The organism is Corynebacterium sp. HMSC062A03 (assembly GCF_001811145.1).
In the GTDB taxonomy this organism is placed as follows: Bacteria; Actinomycetota; Actinomycetes; order Mycobacteriales; family Mycobacteriaceae; genus Corynebacterium; species Corynebacterium aurimucosum.
Genome location: NZ_KV803687.1, coordinates 1 through 19140, shown reverse-complemented (window position 1 = coordinate 19140; position 19140 = coordinate 1). Strand labels below are relative to the sequence as shown.

22 protein-coding genes are annotated in these 19140 nt (G+C 62.7%); 17 read left to right on the top strand and 5 right to left on the bottom strand.

Translation table 11 applies throughout. The features are described 5' to 3' along the window. Positions 1–78: 78 nt before the first annotated feature. From proB to HMPREF2781_RS08285, 16 genes are all read left to right on the top strand, one after another. Entirely contained in the window at positions 79–1239 is a 1161-nt protein-coding gene (proB, locus tag HMPREF2781_RS08360) for a glutamate 5-kinase (RefSeq protein ID WP_246821823.1), read from the top strand. Continuing rightward, complete coding sequence (locus tag HMPREF2781_RS08355) at positions 1239–2168, top strand: D-isomer specific 2-hydroxyacid dehydrogenase family protein (protein WP_070645349.1); 930 nt, start codon at positions 1239–1241, stop codon at positions 2166–2168. The genes proB and HMPREF2781_RS08355 overlap by 1 nt, the downstream gene beginning before the upstream one ends. A gap of 15 nt (positions 2169–2183) precedes the next feature. Continuing rightward, positions 2184–3089 carry a D-isomer specific 2-hydroxyacid dehydrogenase family protein gene (locus tag HMPREF2781_RS08350; protein WP_070645346.1) on the top strand — a complete coding sequence of 302 codons (906 nt, stop codon included), beginning with the start codon at positions 2184–2186 and terminating at the stop codon, positions 3087–3089. Then, positions 3089–3595, top strand: coding sequence for a DUF1707 SHOCT-like domain-containing protein (locus HMPREF2781_RS08345; protein ID WP_070645344.1), 507 nt, complete (start codon positions 3089–3091; stop codon positions 3593–3595). The genes HMPREF2781_RS08350 and HMPREF2781_RS08345 overlap by 1 nt, the downstream gene beginning before the upstream one ends. 74 nt (positions 3596–3669) lie before the next feature. Then, positions 3670–4938, top strand: a complete 1269-nt coding sequence (locus HMPREF2781_RS08340; protein WP_070645342.1) for a glutamate-5-semialdehyde dehydrogenase — start codon at positions 3670–3672, stop codon at positions 4936–4938. Between the two features lie 190 nt (positions 4939–5128). After that, a complete protein-coding gene (locus HMPREF2781_RS08335) occupies positions 5129–6034 on the top strand; it encodes a cutinase family protein (RefSeq protein ID WP_070645340.1) in 906 nt (301 codons plus the stop codon). Positions 6035–6044: 10 nt separating this feature from the next. Then, positions 6045–6902: a cutinase family protein gene (locus HMPREF2781_RS08330; protein ID WP_070447862.1), complete on the top strand. Its 858-nt coding sequence runs from the start codon at positions 6045–6047 to the stop codon at positions 6900–6902. Next, positions 6895–7512, top strand: a complete 618-nt coding sequence (gene nadD / locus HMPREF2781_RS08325) for a nicotinate-nucleotide adenylyltransferase (RefSeq protein ID WP_029159020.1) — start codon at positions 6895–6897, stop codon at positions 7510–7512. Before HMPREF2781_RS08330 ends, nadD begins: the two co-directional genes overlap by 8 nt. 96 nt (positions 7513–7608) lie before the next feature. Beyond that, the gene (gene rsfS, locus HMPREF2781_RS08320) at positions 7609–8076 is read left to right on the top strand and encodes a ribosome silencing factor (protein WP_070447864.1); all 468 of its coding nucleotides are present in this window, start codon (positions 7609–7611) and stop codon (positions 8074–8076) included. After that, positions 8073–8771: a histidine phosphatase family protein gene (locus tag HMPREF2781_RS08315; protein ID WP_070447867.1), complete on the top strand. Its 699-nt coding sequence runs from the start codon at positions 8073–8075 to the stop codon at positions 8769–8771. Before rsfS ends, HMPREF2781_RS08315 begins: the two co-directional genes overlap by 4 nt. Next, complete coding sequence (locus HMPREF2781_RS08310; protein WP_070447871.1) at positions 8771–9559, top strand: DegV family protein; 789 nt, start codon at positions 8771–8773, stop codon at positions 9557–9559. The genes HMPREF2781_RS08315 and HMPREF2781_RS08310 overlap by 1 nt, the downstream gene beginning before the upstream one ends. A gap of 104 nt (positions 9560–9663) precedes the next feature. After that, on the top strand, positions 9664–10266 hold the full coding sequence (locus tag HMPREF2781_RS08305) for a ComEA family DNA-binding protein (RefSeq protein ID WP_070645338.1): 603 nt from the start codon (positions 9664–9666) through the stop codon (positions 10264–10266). Then, positions 10263–11513, top strand: coding sequence for a ComEC/Rec2 family competence protein (locus HMPREF2781_RS08300; RefSeq protein WP_070645336.1), 1251 nt, complete (start codon positions 10263–10265; stop codon positions 11511–11513). The genes HMPREF2781_RS08305 and HMPREF2781_RS08300 overlap by 4 nt, the downstream gene beginning before the upstream one ends. Then, complete coding sequence (gene holA / locus HMPREF2781_RS08295; RefSeq protein WP_070645334.1) at positions 11510–12457, top strand: DNA polymerase III subunit delta; 948 nt, start codon at positions 11510–11512, stop codon at positions 12455–12457. Before HMPREF2781_RS08300 ends, holA begins: the two co-directional genes overlap by 4 nt. Positions 12458–12468: 11 nt before the next feature. Further along, positions 12469–12837 (top strand): ankyrin repeat domain-containing protein, encoded by a 369-nt coding sequence (locus HMPREF2781_RS08290; RefSeq protein ID WP_046648995.1) that lies wholly within the window; start codon positions 12469–12471, stop codon positions 12835–12837. Continuing rightward, a complete protein-coding gene (locus HMPREF2781_RS08285) occupies positions 12834–13475 on the top strand; it encodes a LysE family translocator (protein ID WP_070645332.1) in 642 nt (213 codons plus the stop codon). Before HMPREF2781_RS08290 ends, HMPREF2781_RS08285 begins: the two co-directional genes overlap by 4 nt. Here the strand turns inward: HMPREF2781_RS08285 and HMPREF2781_RS08280 are convergent. From HMPREF2781_RS08280 to HMPREF2781_RS08265, 4 genes are all read right to left on the bottom strand, one after another. Further along, a complete protein-coding gene (locus HMPREF2781_RS08280) occupies positions 13472–14650 on the bottom strand; it encodes a type II restriction enzyme (protein ID WP_246821819.1) in 1179 nt (392 codons plus the stop codon). The two genes, HMPREF2781_RS08285 and HMPREF2781_RS08280, sit on opposite strands and share 4 nt — an antisense overlap. After that, positions 14643–15452 (bottom strand): DNA adenine methylase, encoded by an 810-nt coding sequence (locus HMPREF2781_RS08275; protein WP_070645329.1) that lies wholly within the window; start codon positions 15450–15452, stop codon positions 14643–14645. Before HMPREF2781_RS08275 ends, HMPREF2781_RS08280 begins: the two co-directional genes overlap by 8 nt. Beyond that, positions 15453–15716, bottom strand: a complete 264-nt coding sequence (rpsT, locus tag HMPREF2781_RS08270; RefSeq protein WP_070645327.1) for a 30S ribosomal protein S20 — start codon at positions 15714–15716, stop codon at positions 15453–15455. Positions 15717–15834: 118 nt separating this feature from the next. Beyond that, entirely contained in the window at positions 15835–16356 is a 522-nt protein-coding gene (locus HMPREF2781_RS08265; protein WP_070447893.1) for a type II toxin-antitoxin system PemK/MazF family toxin, read from the bottom strand. 18 nt (positions 16357–16374) lie between these two features. Here HMPREF2781_RS08265 and lepA point away from each other — a divergent pair, with 18 nt between their 5' ends. After that, positions 16375–18222 (top strand): translation elongation factor 4, encoded by a 1848-nt coding sequence (lepA, locus tag HMPREF2781_RS08260; RefSeq protein WP_070645325.1) that lies wholly within the window; start codon positions 16375–16377, stop codon positions 18220–18222. A 246-nt stretch (positions 18223–18468) separates the two neighbouring features. Here lepA and HMPREF2781_RS08255 read toward each other — a convergent pair whose 3' ends face one another. Further along, positions 18469–18678, bottom strand: coding sequence for a hypothetical protein (locus HMPREF2781_RS08255; RefSeq protein ID WP_070447897.1), 210 nt, complete (start codon positions 18676–18678; stop codon positions 18469–18471). Between the last annotated feature and the right edge of the window lie 462 nt (positions 18679–19140).

Sequence of the window (19140 nt, the reverse complement as noted above, 5' to 3'; positions counted from 1 at the left end):
GCCGGTATGTCATCCGAAAACGACAACCAGCTCGACTATCCGCTTCCCCTCGAACCCTTCGAGGGGCCAACCCCGGATATGGATTATCCGGAGACGACCACGCTGTCGGAAAAATCCAGCGGTTTCTCCTCACCCCTTCGTGAGGAGATCTCCAAAGCTAAGCGCATCGTCATTAAGATCGGCTCCTCGTCGCTCACCCGCGATGACTTTGTGACCTCGACCGAGAAGATCGACAAGATCGTCGATGCCGTGTGTGCCCGCATGAATGTCTCGGACATCATCATTGTCTCCTCCGGTGCGGTGGCCGCGGGCATGGGCCCGTTGGGTTTGACCACCCGCCCCACCGATTTGGCCACTAAGCAGGCTGCTGCCGCGGTGGGCCAGGTCCACCTCGCCTACGAGTGGGGCGTGTCCTTTGCCCGCTATAACCGCACCATCGGGCAGGTGCTGTTGACCGCGTCGGACGTCGGCAAACGCGATCGCGCCCGCAACGCTCAGCGCACCATTGATCGCCTGCGTCAGTTGCGCACGGTGCCGATCGTTAATGAGAATGACACCGTCGCGACGTCCGAGATGCATTTCGGCGATAACGACCGCCTGTCCGCGCTTGTGGCCAATTTGGTTGGCGCGGATGCCCTCTTCCTCTTCTCCGACGTGGACGGTCTCTACGACAAGAACCCCGCGGAGCCCGATGCCAAGTTCGTGGAGGAGGTGCGCACCGGTAAGGACCTCAAGGCGGTCGTTGCTGGCGACGGCGGCAAGGTGGGCACCGGCGGCATGGCCACGAAGGTCTCTGCTGCTCGCCTGGCCACGCGCGGCGGCATCCCGGTGCTGCTGACCTCGGCGGACAATATTGGGCAGGCGCTTGACGACGCCTCCGTAGGCACCGTCTTCCACACCCGCGAGGAGCGCCGCCTGTCCGCGTGGAAGTTTTGGGCACTCTACTGCGCAGATACCGGCGGCTCCCTGCGCCTCGACGAGGGCGCCATGGAGGCCGTGGTTCGCGGCGGAAACTCCCTGTTGGCCGTGGGCATCACGGATATCAAGGGTGAGTTCAGTGCCGGCGAGATCGTGGACATTATGGGCCCCAAGGGCCAGATTATTGGCCGCGGTGAGGTGGGCTATGACTCCGTCACGCTGCGCAACCTGCTGGGCAAGCACACCGAGGAGCTGCCGGAGGATATGCGCCGCCCCGTTGTCCACGCTGATTACCTGTCCAACTTCGCGTCCCGAATTTAATGCGTTATTTCATGGGGCCCGATGTGTGGGCAGCAACCGTGGCAGATATCGATGCTGCCGGGCACGAGCGCGTTGAGAGTTTGGAGCAGGCGGAGGTCTTTGTGAACACCGCCTCGGATCCAGCGCAGACCCCGGAGATTCCGGAGAATATCCAGTGGGTGCAATACTGCTTCACCGGGGTCAACCGCCATATCGATGCCGGGCTCATCCGGCGCGATGGCCTGCCGTGGTGCAATTCCGCCGGCGCTTTTGCCAAGCCCGTGGCGGAATCCGCGCTGGGGTTGATGCTCTCCCAAGCGCACCACCACAAGGCTTTCGCCCTGGCAAAGTCGTGGTCGGTGGCGCGCGAGCTCGATGAATCCCAAGCCTGGCTCTATGACCAACAGGGGCCAACGCGCGTGCTCATCGTGGGTGCGGGAGGCATCGGCACGCAGCTCATGGCCTATCTCGCGCCCTTTGGCGCGCATATCACTGCGGTGAATCGCTCGGGTCGCCCGGTGGAGGGCGCTGACGTAACACTGCCTATCGAGCGCGTCGACGAAGCATGGGGCGAGGCGGATTTCGTGGTGAGTATCCTGCCGGCGACGGCCGCTACGGAGGCTCTCTTTGATGCCGCTGTGTTCCGCGCCATGAAGCCCTCGGCGGTGTTTATCAACGTCGGCCGCGGCAGCACGGTGGTGACCGATGATCTCGTGGACGCACTGCGCACGGGCGAGATTGCCGGCGCGGGCCTGGAGGTCATGGACCCGGAGCCGCTTCCGGATGGCCACCCGCTTTATGATTTGCCCAATGCCACGCTGACGCCGCACATGGCGGCCTCGGATCACGTGGCCCAGTACCACTTGGGTGCTATCTTCAATGCCAACGCTGCCGCGTGGGAGCGCGGCGAGGACATGCCCACGCGCGTCGACCCGGACGCCGGATACTAACAAAGGAGGACGTTCATGAAGTACGCCATCGAACCTCACCCCTGGGAGGAAACCATCGAGGTGCTCGATGCCGCAGGGTTTGAGCGCGCTCCGCTTGATGAGGCCTCTTTCCTCATTTACACCGGTAACGGCACTGATTTCCCGGATCCGCTGCCGGAGAACATTGGGTTTGTACAGATTCCCTCTGCAGGCGTGGATCACGTCTTGGATGCGATGAAGGGCACTTCGGTTCCGTGGTCGAATGCCGCCGGCGTCTATGACAACACGGTGGCAGAATCCACCATCGCGCTGCTGTTGGCGCAGCTGCATGCGCATCGCCGCGTTAATGGCACGTTTGATTCCTATGCCGATATGGAAGCCCACACCTCTTACCTGTACGACGATAAGACCGTGGCCATTATTGGTGCCGGTGGTATTGGCAAGCGCCTGATCAGCATGCTCTCCGGTTTTGGGCCGCGCATCATCGCGGTGAACCGCTCCGGCAACCCGGTGGAGGGAGCAGAGGAGACCTACCCGATTTCCCAGGTGGACAAAGTCTGGCCGAAGGCGGATTACTTCGTTCTCATCGCGCCGCTGACCCCGGAGACCCGCCATATGGTGGATGCAGAAGCTTTCCAACAGATGCCGGAGCATGCCGTGGTGGTCAACGTGGGCCGCGGCCCGCTCATCAAGACCGAGGACCTCGTTGCAGCACTCGAGGCAGGCGAGATCGCGGGTGCGGCACTCGACGTCACCGACCCAGAGCCGCTGCCGGAGGACCACCCGCTGTGGCAGGATAAGCGCGTGGTCATCACCCCGCACATTGCTAATACGCAGCGCTCCGTGCGCGAAAAAATTGGTGCGCACACCATCAAGGTGGCCGAGGCCTTCGCAGCGGGGGAGCAGCTGCCCACCCTGGTTGATCCGAAGGCTGGCTATTAATGGAGAATCCCGAAATCCGAGTCGGCGATGCCGAGCGTTCTGCGGCCTTGGAGCAGTTGAGCCAGCACTTTGTCAACGGCACGTTAGGCCCCGATGAATTTGAGCAGCGCACCGGCGAGGCTGCCGCGGCGCGCACGCGCGGGGACGTCGAAAAGCTCTTTGCGGACCTGCCAGAGCTTTCCACCCCCAGCGCCACAGCACCCGCCACCCGCCACGAGGCGGAGCTGGAGGACATGCTCGCCCGCGGACGCAAGGTGCAGATAGTGGATTCCGTCATCTGGTCGGTGGCGATGATCGCGCTCTTCCTGGGCCTCTTCGTCTTTGACTGGAGCTATTTCTGGATCTCTCCCGTCATTGCATTCTTCGCTTCCTGGGCTGCGCGCGGGGTGTTGAAGTTCAGCGAGTCGGATGAAGAGCTCTTCGATGAGCTCACCGAAGGGGAAGAGAAAAAGCGCGCCGAGCGCCTGCGTGCCGCAGCTGAGCGCCGCCGCGAGCTCGAGGCCTAACTGAAGGCCGATCCGCGCCTATAGCTGCACAAAATCCCTGACAAGCGGGCAGACCTTCCGTACGCTGGTATGGCATGAGCAACACCGAACGTGAAGAAGTTCTGTCCAAAGCCCGCGCCGCCAAGGCGGCGGCGCCACAGTTCGCGCAGCTGCCCACCCCGCGCAAGAATGAAATCCTCCACCGCGCCGCTGAGAATCTGATTGCGCACACCGAGGACATCCTCGCTGCCAACCAGCTTGATATCGAGGCCGGCCGCGACAACGGCATGTCGGAATCCCTCATCGACCGTCTTTCGCTTGATGCCGCCCGCATCGAGGGCATTGCCGGCGGCCTACGCCAAGTGGCCTCCCTCCAAGACCCGGTAGGGGAGATCCTGCAGGGCCGCACCATGGATAACGGAATCCAGATGAAGCAGGTCCGTGTGCCGCTCGGCGTGATGGGTATGGTCTATGAGGCCCGCCCGAACGTCACCGTCGATGCCTTCGGCTTGGCCTTGAAGTCCGGAAACGTGCCGCTGCTGCGCGGTTCCAAGTCCGCGAAGAACTCCAACGCCAAGCTCGTGGAGCTCCTCCAGGACACCCTCGTGGAGTTCGAGCTGCCGCGCGAAGGCGTGCAGCTTCTGCCCTGTGAGACCCACGATTCCGTGCAGGATCTCATCACCGCTCGTGGCCTAGTGGACTTGGTCATCCCGCGTGGCGGCGCGCGCCTCATCAACGCGGTGGTGGAAAACGCCACCGTCCCCGCCATCGAGACCGGTACTGGCAATTGCCACTTCTACGTCGACGCTTCGGCTGACCTGGACAAGGCCATCGACATGGTGGTCAACGGCAAGACCCGCCGCACGTCCGTCTGCAATGCCACGGAGGGCGTGCTGATCGACGCCGCGCTTTCCGACGCCTCGAAGCTCCGCATCATCACCTCCCTCCAGGAGGCAGGGGTCACCATCCACGGTGATGTCAAGGAGCTCGAAGCCTTCGGAGTCAAGGACGCCGTGGAGGCCACCGACGAAGAATGGCGCGAGGAATTCCTGTCCATGGATATCTGCGCCAAGGTGGTCGACGGTGTCGATGGCGCCATCGCACACATTGCTGAGTACACCACCGGCCACACCGAAGCCATTGCGGCTCAGGACGCCGACGTGCTGCTGACTTTTGCCAATGAGGTAGATGCTGCAGCGGTCATGCTCAACGCCTCCACTGCTTTTACTGACGGTGAGGTCTACGGCATGGGCGCCGAGATCGGCATCTCTACCCAGAAGCTGCATGCGCGCGGCCCAATGGCTTTGCCGGAGCTGACGTCTACCAAGTGGGTGCTGCAGGGTACCGGCCAGACCCGCCCCTAGAACCAGCTCGAAAAGCTACTCGAAAGCTACTCGAAAAGAATTTTTCGAGTCTGACCTGCACAAAACACTTTACTCGAAAACTTTTCGAGTAGAGTGTTTCGCCTTGTGCAGGGTTCGTGCTGCGCGGCGAAGGAGGACTGGGTACTCTAAAGCGCGGTAATAGCAAAGAACTGATTGGTGCCTTCCTCTCATGCTGTCCCGCATTGCTTCCTCCGTCGCCGCCGCCGTCGTGGCCGCGGCCGCTCTCATCGTCCCCCACACCATTTCTGCACCCGCCGCGCATGCCGACGAACAGTGCTCCGCCGTGGTGGTCGTCGCCGCGCGCGGCTCCGGCCAGAACGGCCAAATCTACCCCACGCAGTATTCCAACCAGGGTGGCCGAGCCTCCAATGGGTGGGAGGGCGAATCCATCCGCGCCATGCTGCAGGGCGCCGAGGTGCGCTACCAAGCCACTCACGGCGGCAACTCGCTGATGAAGGACGTCTATGTGCTGGGGCTGGAGCCGCAATACTACCCGGCGACGTACCCGGAATACTCTGTTCCGAACGAGTCGGTTCCGAACACCGCGGCTGACCTCGTGCGCTTGGCCACGCAGTACGCCAACCCGGTCATCAACACCGCGGTCTCCGCCATCAACCAGTTCATGTACTCGGTCCAGACCGGCAGGCGCGGCGTTACCAGCGCGATCAATAACTACGAAGCTTCCACAGGCTGCCATCCGCAATACATCCTCTCCGGCTACTCCCAAGGGGCCATGGTCCTGTCCGACCACGAGCTGGAGCTAGCCCACCGTGGCCAGCTTGCTGGTGTCGTGACCTTTGGTAACCCGCTGACCCGCGCCGGGGATCCGGCCGTTGTCGGCGCGACCCAGGGCGCGGGCGGCCCGATGGGCTACTTCCCGCAGATGCGCGCCAACGTCAGCCGCGTGGACTACTGTTTGCCGCTCGACGCCGTGTGCGATCTTTCCGCCAACACCCTTTACGCCGCGCAGCCCACCGGGGGTTCCCACGGCCAGTACTTCTTCACCAACCACCAGTGGGATACCCAGGTCTACGATTCCATTGGCCGAATGGTGGATGACGTTCGTTTCCGCTAAACAGGAAAGGGTGAAGTCTCTTTCCTTATCTCTTGCCATTGCCACCACCGTGCTCGGCGCGGCAGCCTCGGTGATGAGTGCGCCCGCGGCCTCGGCGGGTGGCGTTGAAACCTGCCCTGAGACCGTGGTGCTCGTCGCGCGCGGTTCGGACCAGAACGAGGAACAAGGCGAATACGTGGGCCCGCAGCGCTACTCAGAGCAGGCGCCAGAATCCACGGGTTTTGAGGGGCGCAACTTTGCTGCGCTGTTTCACCAGGTCGAGCAGCGTCATCCAGGCGCTATGGATGGCGTGTACGTGCTGGCGCTGGATCCGGAGGCATACCCTGCGGCCATGAACCTGCCGCCATTGGCACAGGAGGGCGAGGATTTAAGCCCACTTCAGCTGGTGCAGCGGGCGCTCGGGATCCTTCAGCAGCACTCTCTTGGGGAGATGGCGTATTCGGTGACGCTGGGGGCCATCGATAGTCTGCGTACTGGTGCCCGCAATGCCCCGAAGGTGGTAGACAACTATGAGGCGACCACCGGTTGCCGCCCACAGTGGGTAGCTGCCGGCTACTCGCAAGGAGCGCTTGTTGCAACGAGCGTGGAGGGCTATTTGGCCGAAACCGGGCGCCTGCACGCCATGCTCACCTTCGGCAACCCGCTTCACCAGGTCCCGTGGGCTAAAAACCGCGCCGGGCTCCCAGGGAATCGCTTTGTCGATTACTGCCTAGACGGTGATTTCGTGTGCGACTTTTCCCTCGACGCCGCCAACCGCGCTTTAGCCACCAAAGCGGAGCGTCACGCCTCCTATTTCTTGGGGGAGCCTTCCGGGCAGGACGTGCAGGTCATTGATGCGGTGGCCGGTATACTCACCAGCCATGACTAGTCCACAACGCATCGGCATCATGGGTGGCACCTTCGACCCCATCCATAATGGTCACCTCGTCGCCGCCAGCGAGGTAGCCCACCGCTTCCGCCTCGACACGGTGGTCTTCGTGCCCACCGGCCAGCCCTGGCAAAAGGCCGATAAGCAGGTCACCGCCGCCGAGCACCGGTACCTGATGACCATGGTGGCCACCGCATCAAACCCGCGCTTTACCGTCTCCCGCGTAGACATTGACCGCGAGGGGCCCACGTACACCATCGATACGTTGCGTGATTTGCGCGGAATTTTCCCAGATGCCGAACTCTTCTTCATTACTGGTGCCGACTCGGTGGCGTCCATCATGAGTTGGCGCAACTGGGAAGAGATGCTGGAGATGGCCCATTTCGTTGGCGTTACTCGTCCCGGCTATGAGCTGCGCAAAGACATGCTGCCGGAAGATTCGCAGGATGACATCGAGCTGATTGAGATCCCCGCCATGGCCATTTCCTCCACCGATTGCCGCGCTCGTGCCCAGCAGGGCCAGCCGGTGTGGTACCTGGTACCGGATGGGGTAGTGCAATACATTGCCAAGAACCACCTTTATAGCCCGCACCCGGAAAAGCCCCTGTAGCCTCCGCGCGTCCTTGAGGGGGAATTCGACTAGGAAAATGAGCCTTGTCGTGTAAGACTAGAGTTCTTAAGAAAACGTAACTGTGTAGGGATTGTCATGTCGATTACTGATGAAGCACGCCAGATGGCGGAAACCGCCGCCTTGGCTGCGGATGAAAAGCTGGCCACCAATATCGCCGCTATTGACGTTTCCGACGTGCTGGCGATTACCGAGGTCTTCGTCTTGGCCTCCGCCGATACCGAGCGCCAGGTGGGGTCCATCGTGGAGGAAGTTGAAGACGAGCTGACCAAGAAGGGCTTTGAACCTAAGCGCCGCGAAGGCAATCGTGAGAACCGTTGGGTCCTGCTCGATTACGGCCCCATCGTGGTCCACGTCCAGCGCAACGATCAGCGCGAGTTCTACGGCCTAGACCGCCTGTACCACGACTGCCCGCTTCTCGACATCCCCGGTCTGGACACCCCGGAACGCCCCGGCGAGTGGTCTGATGAAGTCAACCCGCGCGATGTTGAATCGATCGATGAGATTCCCCTGGCCCAGCCAGAGCCGGAAGACGACGAATTATGACCCGCCGCCTCCTCCTCATCCGCCACGGGCAGACCACCTACAACGCCACCGGTCGGATGCAGGGGCACTTGGACACCGAGCTATCAGAGGTAGGCTACTCGCAGGCGCGCGCGGCTGCTGACCTGCTCGAGGGCAAAGACATCACCGCGATCCTCTCCTCGGATCTCATCCGTGCCCGCGACACCGCGGAGATCATCGCTCGTCAGTTGGGGCTTGAGGTGTCCGTCGATAAGCGCCTGCGCGAAACCCACCTGGGTGAGTGGCAGGGGATGACATCGGCTGAAGTGGACGAGCAGTTTCCCGGGGCACGTGCGCTGTGGCGCCACGACCCCACCTGGGCCCCGCCCCAGGGTGAGAGCCGCGTCGACGTGGCTAACCGCGCGCGCCCCGTTATTGATGAGCTCATGCAGAAACATCCGCAGTGGGATGAGGGTGCGGTGCTTGTCGTCGCGCACGGCGGTGCTATTTCCGCGCTGACCTGCCACCTTTTAGGCCTTGAGCACCACCAGTATGGAATCCTCTCCGGGTTGAAGAATACCCACTGGTCGCAGCTGACCGCGCGGCCCGAATTCGATGCCGCTCGTCCGCTGTCCCCGCTGCAATTCACCCCGGAGAACGTCGCCCGCGCCCAGTGGTACTTCGACGGCTGGAACATGGGTGGTGCTGTCGTTGGTGGTGCAGGGGCGGACGTCTAGTGATTCGCGTCGTCACCGATTCCGCCGCGGGCTTGCCGGCGGATATCGTCGAGGAGCTTGGAATCTGCGTCGTCGACTTGCACGTCATGGAAAGCCACGGCAAGGACGGCGCGGAGCTGTCCACCTCGGGTCTGACTGCCCTCGAATTGGCCGCTTTATACGGCCGTCAGATGGAGCGCTCCGGCGATGACGGGGTGCTGGCCATTCACCTCTCGAAGGAGCTGTCCTCGACGTGGTCGGCGGCGGTGACTGCCTCCGGCGTTTTCCCCGATACCGTGCGTGTTATCGATTCCGGTACCGCCGGCATGGCGATGGGCGCGGCTGCGATGGCGGCGGCCAAGCTTGCCCAGGAAGGCGCTTCACTCGACGAGTGCTATGCCGCAGCCATCAATACCCTTGAGCGCGGGCACACCTGGGTCTATCTCAACTCAACGGAGGAGCTTCGCCGTTCCGGGCGCATGTCTGCGGCCACGGCGATGCTGTCTACCGCGCTGCTCGCTACCAAACCCATCATGGCCATCCAAGGCGGCAAGCTGGAGATGGTGGGCAAGACCCGCACCCAAACTAAGGCCTTTACCAAGCTCGTGGACCTGGTGGCCTCCCGCGCGGAGGGCAATCCGGCGTTCATCGCGGTGCAGTACAACGAGGATAAGGTTTCGGCCCGCCGGCTGGAGGACTTGCTGCGCTTGGCGCTGCCGGATTCTTCCTTCATGCTGGTGCCGCTTACCGACGTCCTCTCCGTCCATGTCGGCCCTGGGGCCATCGGCGTCTCCGCAGTCTTTAGCTGACGGCGGAGCCGAGCTAAAGACGTTGTTGATGCCTTCAACAAGTTATCCACAGGCTGCGGCTTAAGCCCTCGACGGGGGTGAGGGCGCTGCGTAGCGTCGCGGGCATGAATGCCATTGCTGATCGCCTCCGTGACCTCACCCGCCCAACCGGCGAAGAAGAACTGCTCAACGTCGATTTCCCGCGCGTGCGCGTGCCACCCTGGCTGGCGCTTGTCGCGGCGGGCGTGGCCGGCGTTGCGCTCCTGGCCTGGCTGGGGATGAGCCGTAGTGCGGAGAACCCCTATGAGGTGGCCGCGCCGAGCAGCGAGGTAGCGGCCGATATCGTGGTCTCTGTCGTGGGGGAGGTAGAGCAGCCGGGCCTGGTGACCTTGGCGCCGGGTGCGCGCATCAACGACGCCCTCGAGGTGGCGCGCCCGCGCGTGCCCACCGATAACCTCAACCTGGCGCAGAAGCTTAACGACGGCGAACAGATCACCGTCGGTGGCCCACCCAACGCCCCAGAAACCGCGGAGGAGGGCCTGGTGTCGCTTAACTCCGCCAGCGAGGAGGAGCTGACGGAGCTGCCCGGCATAGGGCCGGCCACGGCCGCCGCGATCATCGCGCATCGCGAGGAGGTCGGCAGTTTCACCACCGTGGAGCAGCTCATGGATGTCTCCGGCATTGGTCCGGCGAAGTTTGCGCAGCTGAAGGATAAGGTCCGTCCGTGAGGGAACTGCGGCTCGTGCCCGCCGCGGTGGTGGCGTGGTTGGCCACGCTCTCAGTGCTTTTCGGCCACCCGTGGCTGTTGTCCGGGCTCGTGCTTTTCGCTTTCGCGCGCGGTCAGTGGCGCGGGCAGGGCATTTTATGTGCGGCGAGCGGAGTCATCTTCGCCGCCCTGGCTTATGTGCGCTCGGTGCGCGCCGCGGGCTTTCACTTCGGCTCGGAGGTGACGGGAAAGCTTGCCGCCGATCCGGTTCAGACGGCATCCGGGTGGATGGTGCGCCTGCGCGTGCCGGGCTACCCGGCGCAGCTGCCGGTCTTCCTCAAAGAAAAACCGGAGGCCTTCGGCGGCTCGCTGGTGACGGTGCACGGCCACCCCGGCCCCTCGGATCAGGTTGGCGTGGGTACAACCGTCTTTAGCGGCGAGCTCACCGCGCACGCCCATAGCTGGACGGCAGCGGTGGCAGAAAACTTCCGCGCCGTGTGCGATAACGGCCTCATCCCCGGCATGGTGCTGGGCGATACCAGCCTGCAAAGCCCCGAGGACAAGCAGCTCTACATCGATACCGGACTATCGCATTTGAGCGCCGTGTCCGGATCCAACGTTGCCATCGTGTGTACCGCGGCCGCGTTGGTGGTGTCGGGGCAGCGGGTGCGGGTGGGGGCGTCGGCAAGCGCGTTGGCGTTATTCGTAGCGCTGGTGGGGTGGGAGCCCTCCGTCCAACGCGCCACCGTCGCCGGGCTGGCGGGTCTAGTAGCGGTGCTGAACTCTTCGAGGATGGAACCGCTGCACGCGCTGTCCCTCGGGGTGCTCTTCCTACTGGCGGCGGATAGCGACCTAGCCGTCAGCTTCGGCTTCGCGCTTTCCGTGGCGGCCACCGCCGGCATCGTGGTGCTCAGCCCCCTGTTGCTACGGGTGCTGGGGACTGGCATCGTTGCGCGAGCCTTCGCTGTGGCCATTGCCGCGGATATCGTGACCATGCCGCTCATCGCGTTGATGACCGGGCGGGTCTCGGTGGTTTCTGTGATTGCTAACGTGCTGGTGGCACCTGTCGTGCCGGTCATCACAGTCGTGGGCCTCATCGCCGCCGCGCTCGCGCAGGTGGGGCTGGGCAGGCCGCTTGTTATCCTCATCGAACCGCTGGCGGATTGGATCCACCTCGTTGCCTCTTCCATGCCGGTGACCACCGTGGCGGCGGGGCCCGTTGCGATGCTCCTTCTCTGTGGGTGGGTCATTGCGGCGTTGCTAAGATGACAGGCATGTCTTCAGCCCCCGTGCACCTCATTCTCGGCGATGATGAATTCCTGGCCGAGCGCGCCCGCCTGAGTATCCAACACGGCGAGGTAACCAAGCTCAAGGCCTCCGAGGTGAGCGAAGGCGAAATCCTGGAAGCGACCAGTCCGTCGTTGTTCGGGGAAGACCGCGTCATCGTCATCAGTGACGTGGAGAGGGCCGGCAAGGAGGTCACGAAGATCCTTCTCGATGCCTGCGCCAACCCCATGCCTGGTATCACGCTCATCCTGATGTACTCGGTGACGGCGAAGACGCTGAAGAAAAAGAAGAAGCCGCCGGAGCTCATCGCGGCGCTGCGCAAGACGGCCGAGGTGCATGAGGTCTTCTCCCTCTACCCGAACGAGCTCGCGCAGTGGGCTACCCGGGAGTTCGCCTCGCATGGGGTGCGCCCCACCCCGGATGTGGTGCAGGCGCTTCTCGACGGCGTCGGCTCCGACCTACGCGAACTCGCCTCCGCCATCTCCCAGTTGGTCTTCGATACGGGGGGCAAGGTAACCCGCGAGGCGGTGCACGCGTATTACGTGGGCGTGGCTGAGGTAGCCAACTGGGATATTGCGGATGCTGCTGTGGCTGGCCGCGTGGAGGCGGCGGTCTCCACGTGCCGCCGGGCGCTGCAGTTGGGGGCGAGCCCTGTGGCCATCGCCTCTGCTCTGGCCAACAAGGTGGGCAACATCGCGCGCCTCTACTCCGCGCGCGGGGATCAGTACTCGCTGGCCTCCCAGACCGGGATGGCGCCCTATGCGGTGAAGCTCACGCAACCCGTGGCGCGGCGCTGGTCGGGGGAGAATATCACCAAGGCCGTCATCCTCATGGCGGAGCTGGATGCTGCGGTCAAGGGACAAGGCGGCGATGAAGATTTCGCCATCGAGGCGGCCGTTAAACGGGTGGCGGAGCTGGCGCGCTAGACTAACCCTCCATGGATGATATCCAGAACTTTGCTACCAAGCTTTTCGACTTTGCCCGTAACGGCGATGCCACGCTGCTCGAGTACATCAAGCAGGGCGTCAACGTGGACATGGTGAACCAGGACGGGCAGTCCTTCATCATGCTTGCCGCCTATCATGGCCATGCGGAGCTGGTACGCCAGCTCGCTGCGGCGGGGGCCGACGTCAACCTCCTCAACGATCGCGGCCAGTCGCCACTGGCCGGGGCGATTTTTAAGAAGGAGGACGCGGTGATCGACGCGCTTCTCGACGCCGGCGCCGACCCCTCCGCCGGCCAGCCCAACGCCCTCGACTCGGCTCGCATGTTCGGCCGTGAGGATCTGCTCGAGCGCCTGTCATGAGCTGGTCCGCGTTTGCGGCTATTCTCCTGATGAACCTCGTCGGTGCGGCAGCACCCGGCCCCGACATCGTCCTGGTGACGCGCTATGCTACGCGCTCGCGCCGCCACGCCATTGCGGCGGCGACGGGCATCCAGGTAGGCGTGCTGTTCTGGTGCACGCTGACCGTCTTCGGCGCCGCCGCCCTGCTCACCGCCTTCCCCGGCGTCCTCTCCCTGATTCAGGTGATCGGTGGCTGTTTCCTGGTCTTCATGGGCGTGCTCTCCATTCGCTCTGGGTTGGAGCTGCGCAAGCAGCCGCCCGTCGATGAGGAGGAGGCGGCCGCTCGCTTGGGCTCGGTGGGCAAGGTCTTCCGCACGGGTTTGGCCACCAACCTGTCCAACCCGAAGATCGTGCTCTTCCTCGCCGCTATGGTCGCCCCGTTGTTGCCGCCGCACCCGCCGGTGTGGGTATCGGTGGCGCTGGTGCTGAGTTTGTCGTTGTCGAGCTACCTGCTCTTCGTCTTCCTCTCGACGGTCATTTCTACCCGCGCGATTCGCCGCCGTCTGTTGGCCGCCGGACCGTGGATCGATATCGGTTCCGGCGCCTTCTTCGTCGTGGCTGGCTGCGCCCTGGTGTGGGCCGGCATCCAGGCCGCCTAGGCCTGGTTGAGGAGCTCCGCCAGCCACTGCGACCACGCCGCGACCGTGCCGGAGCGGCGGCGCAGGGTCGTATCGTTGAGTCCCAGATTGGCCGCGCGCATGAAGACCATTGCCTCTTCTTTATTCACCGCTCGGCGGGTAGTCACGACGTGCTGCACCATGTCCCGGAGCACCGGCCGGGAAGCCAGCGCCTCGATGAGGGTGAGGTTGCGTTCATCGCGCGTGCCGCTGAGCTTGCTCAGGCCTAAGTAGCGGGCGGCGTTGGTGTAATAATCCGCCTGGCGCCGGGTAAAACCAAATTCCTCGGGCATCTCCGCTTTGTCCACTGGGTTCTCCAGCAGGCTGATGACCCGCGCGAAGGAGTCCGCCTGCGGGAAAGGAACGCGCGTGCCCTCGACCTGCGTGCGCGCCAGCACCGCGCGCACCGTCGCCTCAGTCACGCCAGACTCGCCCAAAACATAGCGCGCCGCGCTGACCAGCTCGATGCTGCGGAAGTCCTCCGGCTGCCTAAACGCGTAGCGGTAGAAGTGGAAGATACCGTTGGAATAGACCACGTAGACCGGCACGACGTCCTTCTCCAAGGCCAGCGAGAAGCGCCGGAAAGGGAAGTAGAGCTGGCGGATGTTGAAGTCGGGGGAGAGGTGGTTCTTCGCCTCCACGAGCACGAGGTGCTCGGCGGACTCGAAGCCGGCATCAATCTCCATCTGGGAGCGGTCCACCACCACGTCGCGCCCGCCGATACGCATGGGCAGAGTGAGCGTCGACATGCGCCCGCTGACCGTCGGCACCAGCTCACCGCCCAGGAAATCATCGAGCATGCCGCTTAAGCTCGCCGCGGTGAGTGCGGCGGCCTCCGAGGTCAGGTTCTCGAAGTCAATGGACTTAATGTGGCGGGGAACCGGCATTGACTTCAGCGGCCCGGCTTGCTCCGGGAAAGGCTGGTACAGGTCAAAGCGGCCAATGAGATAGGCATCGCGGCGAATTGGCAGCATGGATAACCCGTGCTCTCGAAAGACCTCGGGGCGCGCTGCCGAAAAGTCATGCTTGGCCATCAACCGTGGCTCGCGGCCCGATAGCTCCTTAATCTTCGCGGCGGGCAATATCGCGAAACCCTGGTCCGCGATGTCGGCGGCGATGTGAGGGTAGACGAGGTCCCAAGCGGCGTCGTTAAGCATAATTGCGCACGAGCACCTCATCGACCTTGCCGCGCTTCGAGGCCACGGAATTGACCGCGCGCGTGGCACCCACAATGTCGATGCGGTAGTCCGCGTACAACTCCTTGATGAAGTCCGTCGCCGAATTCGACAGCAGGAACTTCACCCCGCGGGCGTTGAGGTCGTCGCAGGTTTCCTTCAGCCGAATCTGGTCCGCGCGGCCAAAACCACCCGACTGGTAGCCGGTGAAATTGCTCGTGGGGTTGACCGGATCATAGGGCGGATCGAAATAAACGAAATCCCCCTCGTTGGCCTCCACCGCAGCGTAGTCGCCGTTATAAAACGTCACGTCGTGGGTGGACAAGTACTCCGAGACTGCGCGCAGATTGGGTTCATCGCAAATCTTCGGGTTGGCATAGCGGCCAAACGGGGCATTGAACTGGCCGGCGTTATTCACCCGGTAAAGCCCGTTGTAGCAGGTCTTATTCAAATAAATCGTGCGGGCAGCCCGTTCGACAGGGCTTAAGTGCGCAAAACCCGGCTCACGGTCGCGGGCGCGCATCTCGTAGAAGAAATCCGAATCATTCGGATAGCCCTTTAACAGGGCGATGAGCTCGTCCACGTTATCGCGGACCACCTCGTAGACGGTGATGAGCTCGGTGTTCAGGTCATTAACCCGGGCGCGCTCGGGCGCCAAAGAAAAAAGGACCGCTCCGCCGCCCAAGAAAGGCTCGACATAAGTGTCGAAGCTCTCGGGCAGCACGGAGTGGATAACGGGCAGCAGTTGACGCTTTCCCCCGACCCACTTCAGGAGCGGTTTCATTTAGGCCATCTTGTTGAAGGCGGTGGCCATGCCGGACTTCTTGTTAGCCGCGGTGTTGCGGTGGAAGACGCCCTTAGACACGGACTTGTCCAGTGCGCGGGAGGCAACGCGCAGCTGCTTCTCGGCTGCAGCCTTGTCGCCAGTGGCGACGGCCTCACGGAACTTGCGGATCTCGGTACGCACGGCGGAGCGTACGGACTTGTTGCGCTGACGAGCCTTCTCGTTGGTTAGGATGCGCTTCTGCTTGGACTTGATGTTTGCCATCGTTATACCTCTTAGAGTCGTAGGAATGTGCAACCGAGGAAGGCGGACCCAAGGTCCTGACCGCCAGCGTGCCCCGGCATCCCAAAAAATTTAGCAGGGCGCGGGCCGAATCCCCAAATCAGGCCCAGTGATAACGCGAGCGTAGCCGGTTGGCAATGCGTTCGAAGCGGCGTTCCGGGAAGAGTGTGCCTTGCCGACGGCATTGTTCCTCGGAGATTTCCAGCACGCGGTCCATCCGCACCCAGCACTGCCGGCCGGATTCGTCCCATTCGCCGGTGCCGATATCGAGCCATTCCTCCTTGTTGGCGTGGCCCGGGTTGGAGGAGATGAGCAGGCCCAGCACGGTGGTGCGCGTGCGCGAGACAATCAGCACGGCGCGCTCGCGCGGCGGGGATTGCTTGCCATCCGAGGGCGCCCATACCCACACGACTTCCCCGGAGTCTGCCTGCCCGTCCATGTCGGGGGTGAAGAAGACGCTGCGCGGGTGGGCGTCAGCGCACTCGACGCGAATGTCGGCGGCTTTGCGGGGTTCCGTCACGGAATCATTCTGGTTTAGTCCTAGGCCTTCGGTGATGCGCTCGAGACCGACGTCGACAGGCTCAGGGCCTCCGATACCGAGAATGCGTGCCAACCTAGACATGTCGTCTATTCTAAACACATGTCTACAAACTTCGCGGCCACTACGTTTACGGATCCGTCCAAGATCCGAAACTTTTGCATTATCGCCCACATCGACCACGGCAAGTCGACGCTGGCTGATCGCATCCTGCAGTTGTCGCAGGTGGTGGAGGAGCGCGACATGCGCGACCAATACCTCGACAACATGGATATCGAGCGTGAGCGCGGCATCACCATTAAGGCGCAGAACGTGCGCCTGCCCTGGATTCCTCAATCTGGTGCCATGAAGGGGGAGGAGATCGTCATGCAGATGATCGACACTCCCGGCCACGTGGACTTTACCTACGAGGTCTCGCGCGCGCTCGAAGCCTGTGAGGGCGCCATCCTGCTTGTCGACGCCGCCCAAGGCATCGAAGCCCAAACCCTGGCCAACCTCTACCTGGCCATGGAAAATGACCTGGAGATCATCCCGGTCCTCAACAAGATTGACCTGCCGGCAGCCGATCCGGAGAAGTACGCCCTGGAGATTGCCCACATCATCGGCTGTGAGCCGGAAGAGGTGTTGCGCGTTTCCGGCAAGACCGGCGAGGGTGTGCCGGAGCTGCTGGATAAGGTGGCGGAGCTTATCCCGGCACCGACGTCCGAGTTCGGCGAGGATGCCCCGGCCCGCGCGATGGTTTTCGACTCCGTTTACGACACCTACCGTGGCGTGGTGACCTATATCCGCATGATGGACGGCAAGCTGACCCCGCGCCAGAAGGTCACCATGATGGCCACGGGTACCAACCATGAGCTGCTGGAGGTGGGCATTGTCAGCCCGACCATGCAGAAGTGTAAGGGGCTGGGCCCGGGTGAGGTGGGCTACCTGATTACTGGCGTGAAGAACGTGCGTGAGACCAAGGTGGGTGACACGATTACGTGGGCGTCGAATGGCGCGAGCGAGCCGCTCAAGGGCTATGCCGACCCGAACCCTATGGTCTACTCCGGCCTGTTCCCCATCTCCCAGGCAGACTTCCCGGACCTGCGTGATGCGCTGGAGAAACTGCAGCTTAACGACGCCTCCCTCACCTTCGAGCCCGAGACCTCCGTCGCCCTAGGCTTCGGCTTCCGCTGTGGCTTTTTAGGCCTGCTGCACATGGAAATCACGCGCGACCGTTTGGAGCGCGAGTTTGGCTTGGACTTGATTTCCACCGCCCCGTCGGTGACCTACCGCGTGGTGGCGGAGGATGGCGAGGAATCTATGGTGCACAACCCGTCGGACTGGCCCAGTGGCAAGCTGCGTGAGGTCTACGAGCCGATTGTGAAGATGACCATCATCGTGCCGGAGGAATTTGTGGGCTCGACGATGGAGCTGTGCCAGTCCAAGCGCGGCCAAATGGGCGGCATGGACTACCTGTCTGAGGACCGCGTGGAGCTGCGCTACACCATGCCGCTGGGCGAAATCATCTTCGACTTCTTCGACATGTTGAAGTCCCGCACCAAGGGCTATGCTTCCCTCAACTATGAGGAGGCCGGCGAGCAGCTGGCGGACCTGGTGAAGGTGGATATCCTGCTTAACGGTGATCCGGTGGATGCCTTCTCTGCGATTGTGCACCGCGATTCCGCGCAGTGGTACGGCAATAAGATGACGAAGAAGCTCAAGGAGCTCATCCCACGCCAGCAATTCGAGGTGCCCGTCCAGGCGGCGATTGGTTCGAAGATCATCGCGCGTGAAAATATCCGAGCGATGCGCAAGGACGTGTTGGCCAAGTGCTACGGCGGCGATATTTCGCGTAAGCGGAAGCTTCTGGAGAAGCAGAAGGCCGGTAAGAAGCGCATGAAGTCCATCGGCTCCGTGTCCGTGCCGCAGGAGGCCTTCGTCGCGGCGCTGTCCACGGACGCTGAATAAGGAAGCCGTCGCCCGCAGCATGGCATCGGGCCTGCAAAAGCCATCAGCGTGGTCACGGCCGGCACTGGTTGCACTGACGGCGCAGGCCCCACGCCCACGCGCTGGCGGAAGTTCACCCCCCGCTCCGGCTCACCCACGTCGAGGGCGGGATTGGTCCGCATGAGCTTGCATGATCTAGCTCTGTGGAAGGCAGAGCCCAACAGGCACTCAGCTCTGCGTATTGCCTAGTTTGGTGCTCCGGCTGGGTTACTCGGCGTTGAATGAGTAGCTGCCGGTGAGCTGGTTGTGGATTGTCACCGAGTAGTTCTGGCCGTTGGCGTTGGCACCTTCCACAAGCATGTCGAGCTCTTGGGCGTTGTAATAGCGGCTCAAACCCACGTACAGGATGAGCAGGAGGAAACCGACCACGACTGCAGTAGCGGTGACAATCTTCCACGAATTTACTGGGTTGGTCACGAATAGCCCTTTCCTGGGTAAGTGTCTTTCCTGCAGGTACAAACACGATAACAAGCGGGACAGTGTGTCTTGTCCTTTAACGGGCTGTGGGTGCACCCACAGCATGGGGCCAGTGGGCGGGAGGCAACTGGTGTTCATCGAGATCCCCGTCAACCATCTTCCAGTCTTCGGGTGCGCTGTCCCTGGGATCGTCGAGGCCCCGTCAGTCTGGCTTTGGTTGGCGCGTCTCATCCTTTAAGGGCTTAAACCCGGCCTTACTGTCACTGCCGTTGCATCTGGGTGGCGGGTTTCTCCTTTAAGGGCTTAAGAATCCCCGTTGCTCCTGCTGCTTCCGGCAGCACGTGAAGCCGGACTTGGGATCGCCGGATCGCCCGTCAGTCTGGCTTTGGATGATGGGTAGCGCTGGCATAAAGCTCGCAGGTTGTCCTGCGTGCCTTGTTGTGGTTTGTGGGTGGTGTTGTC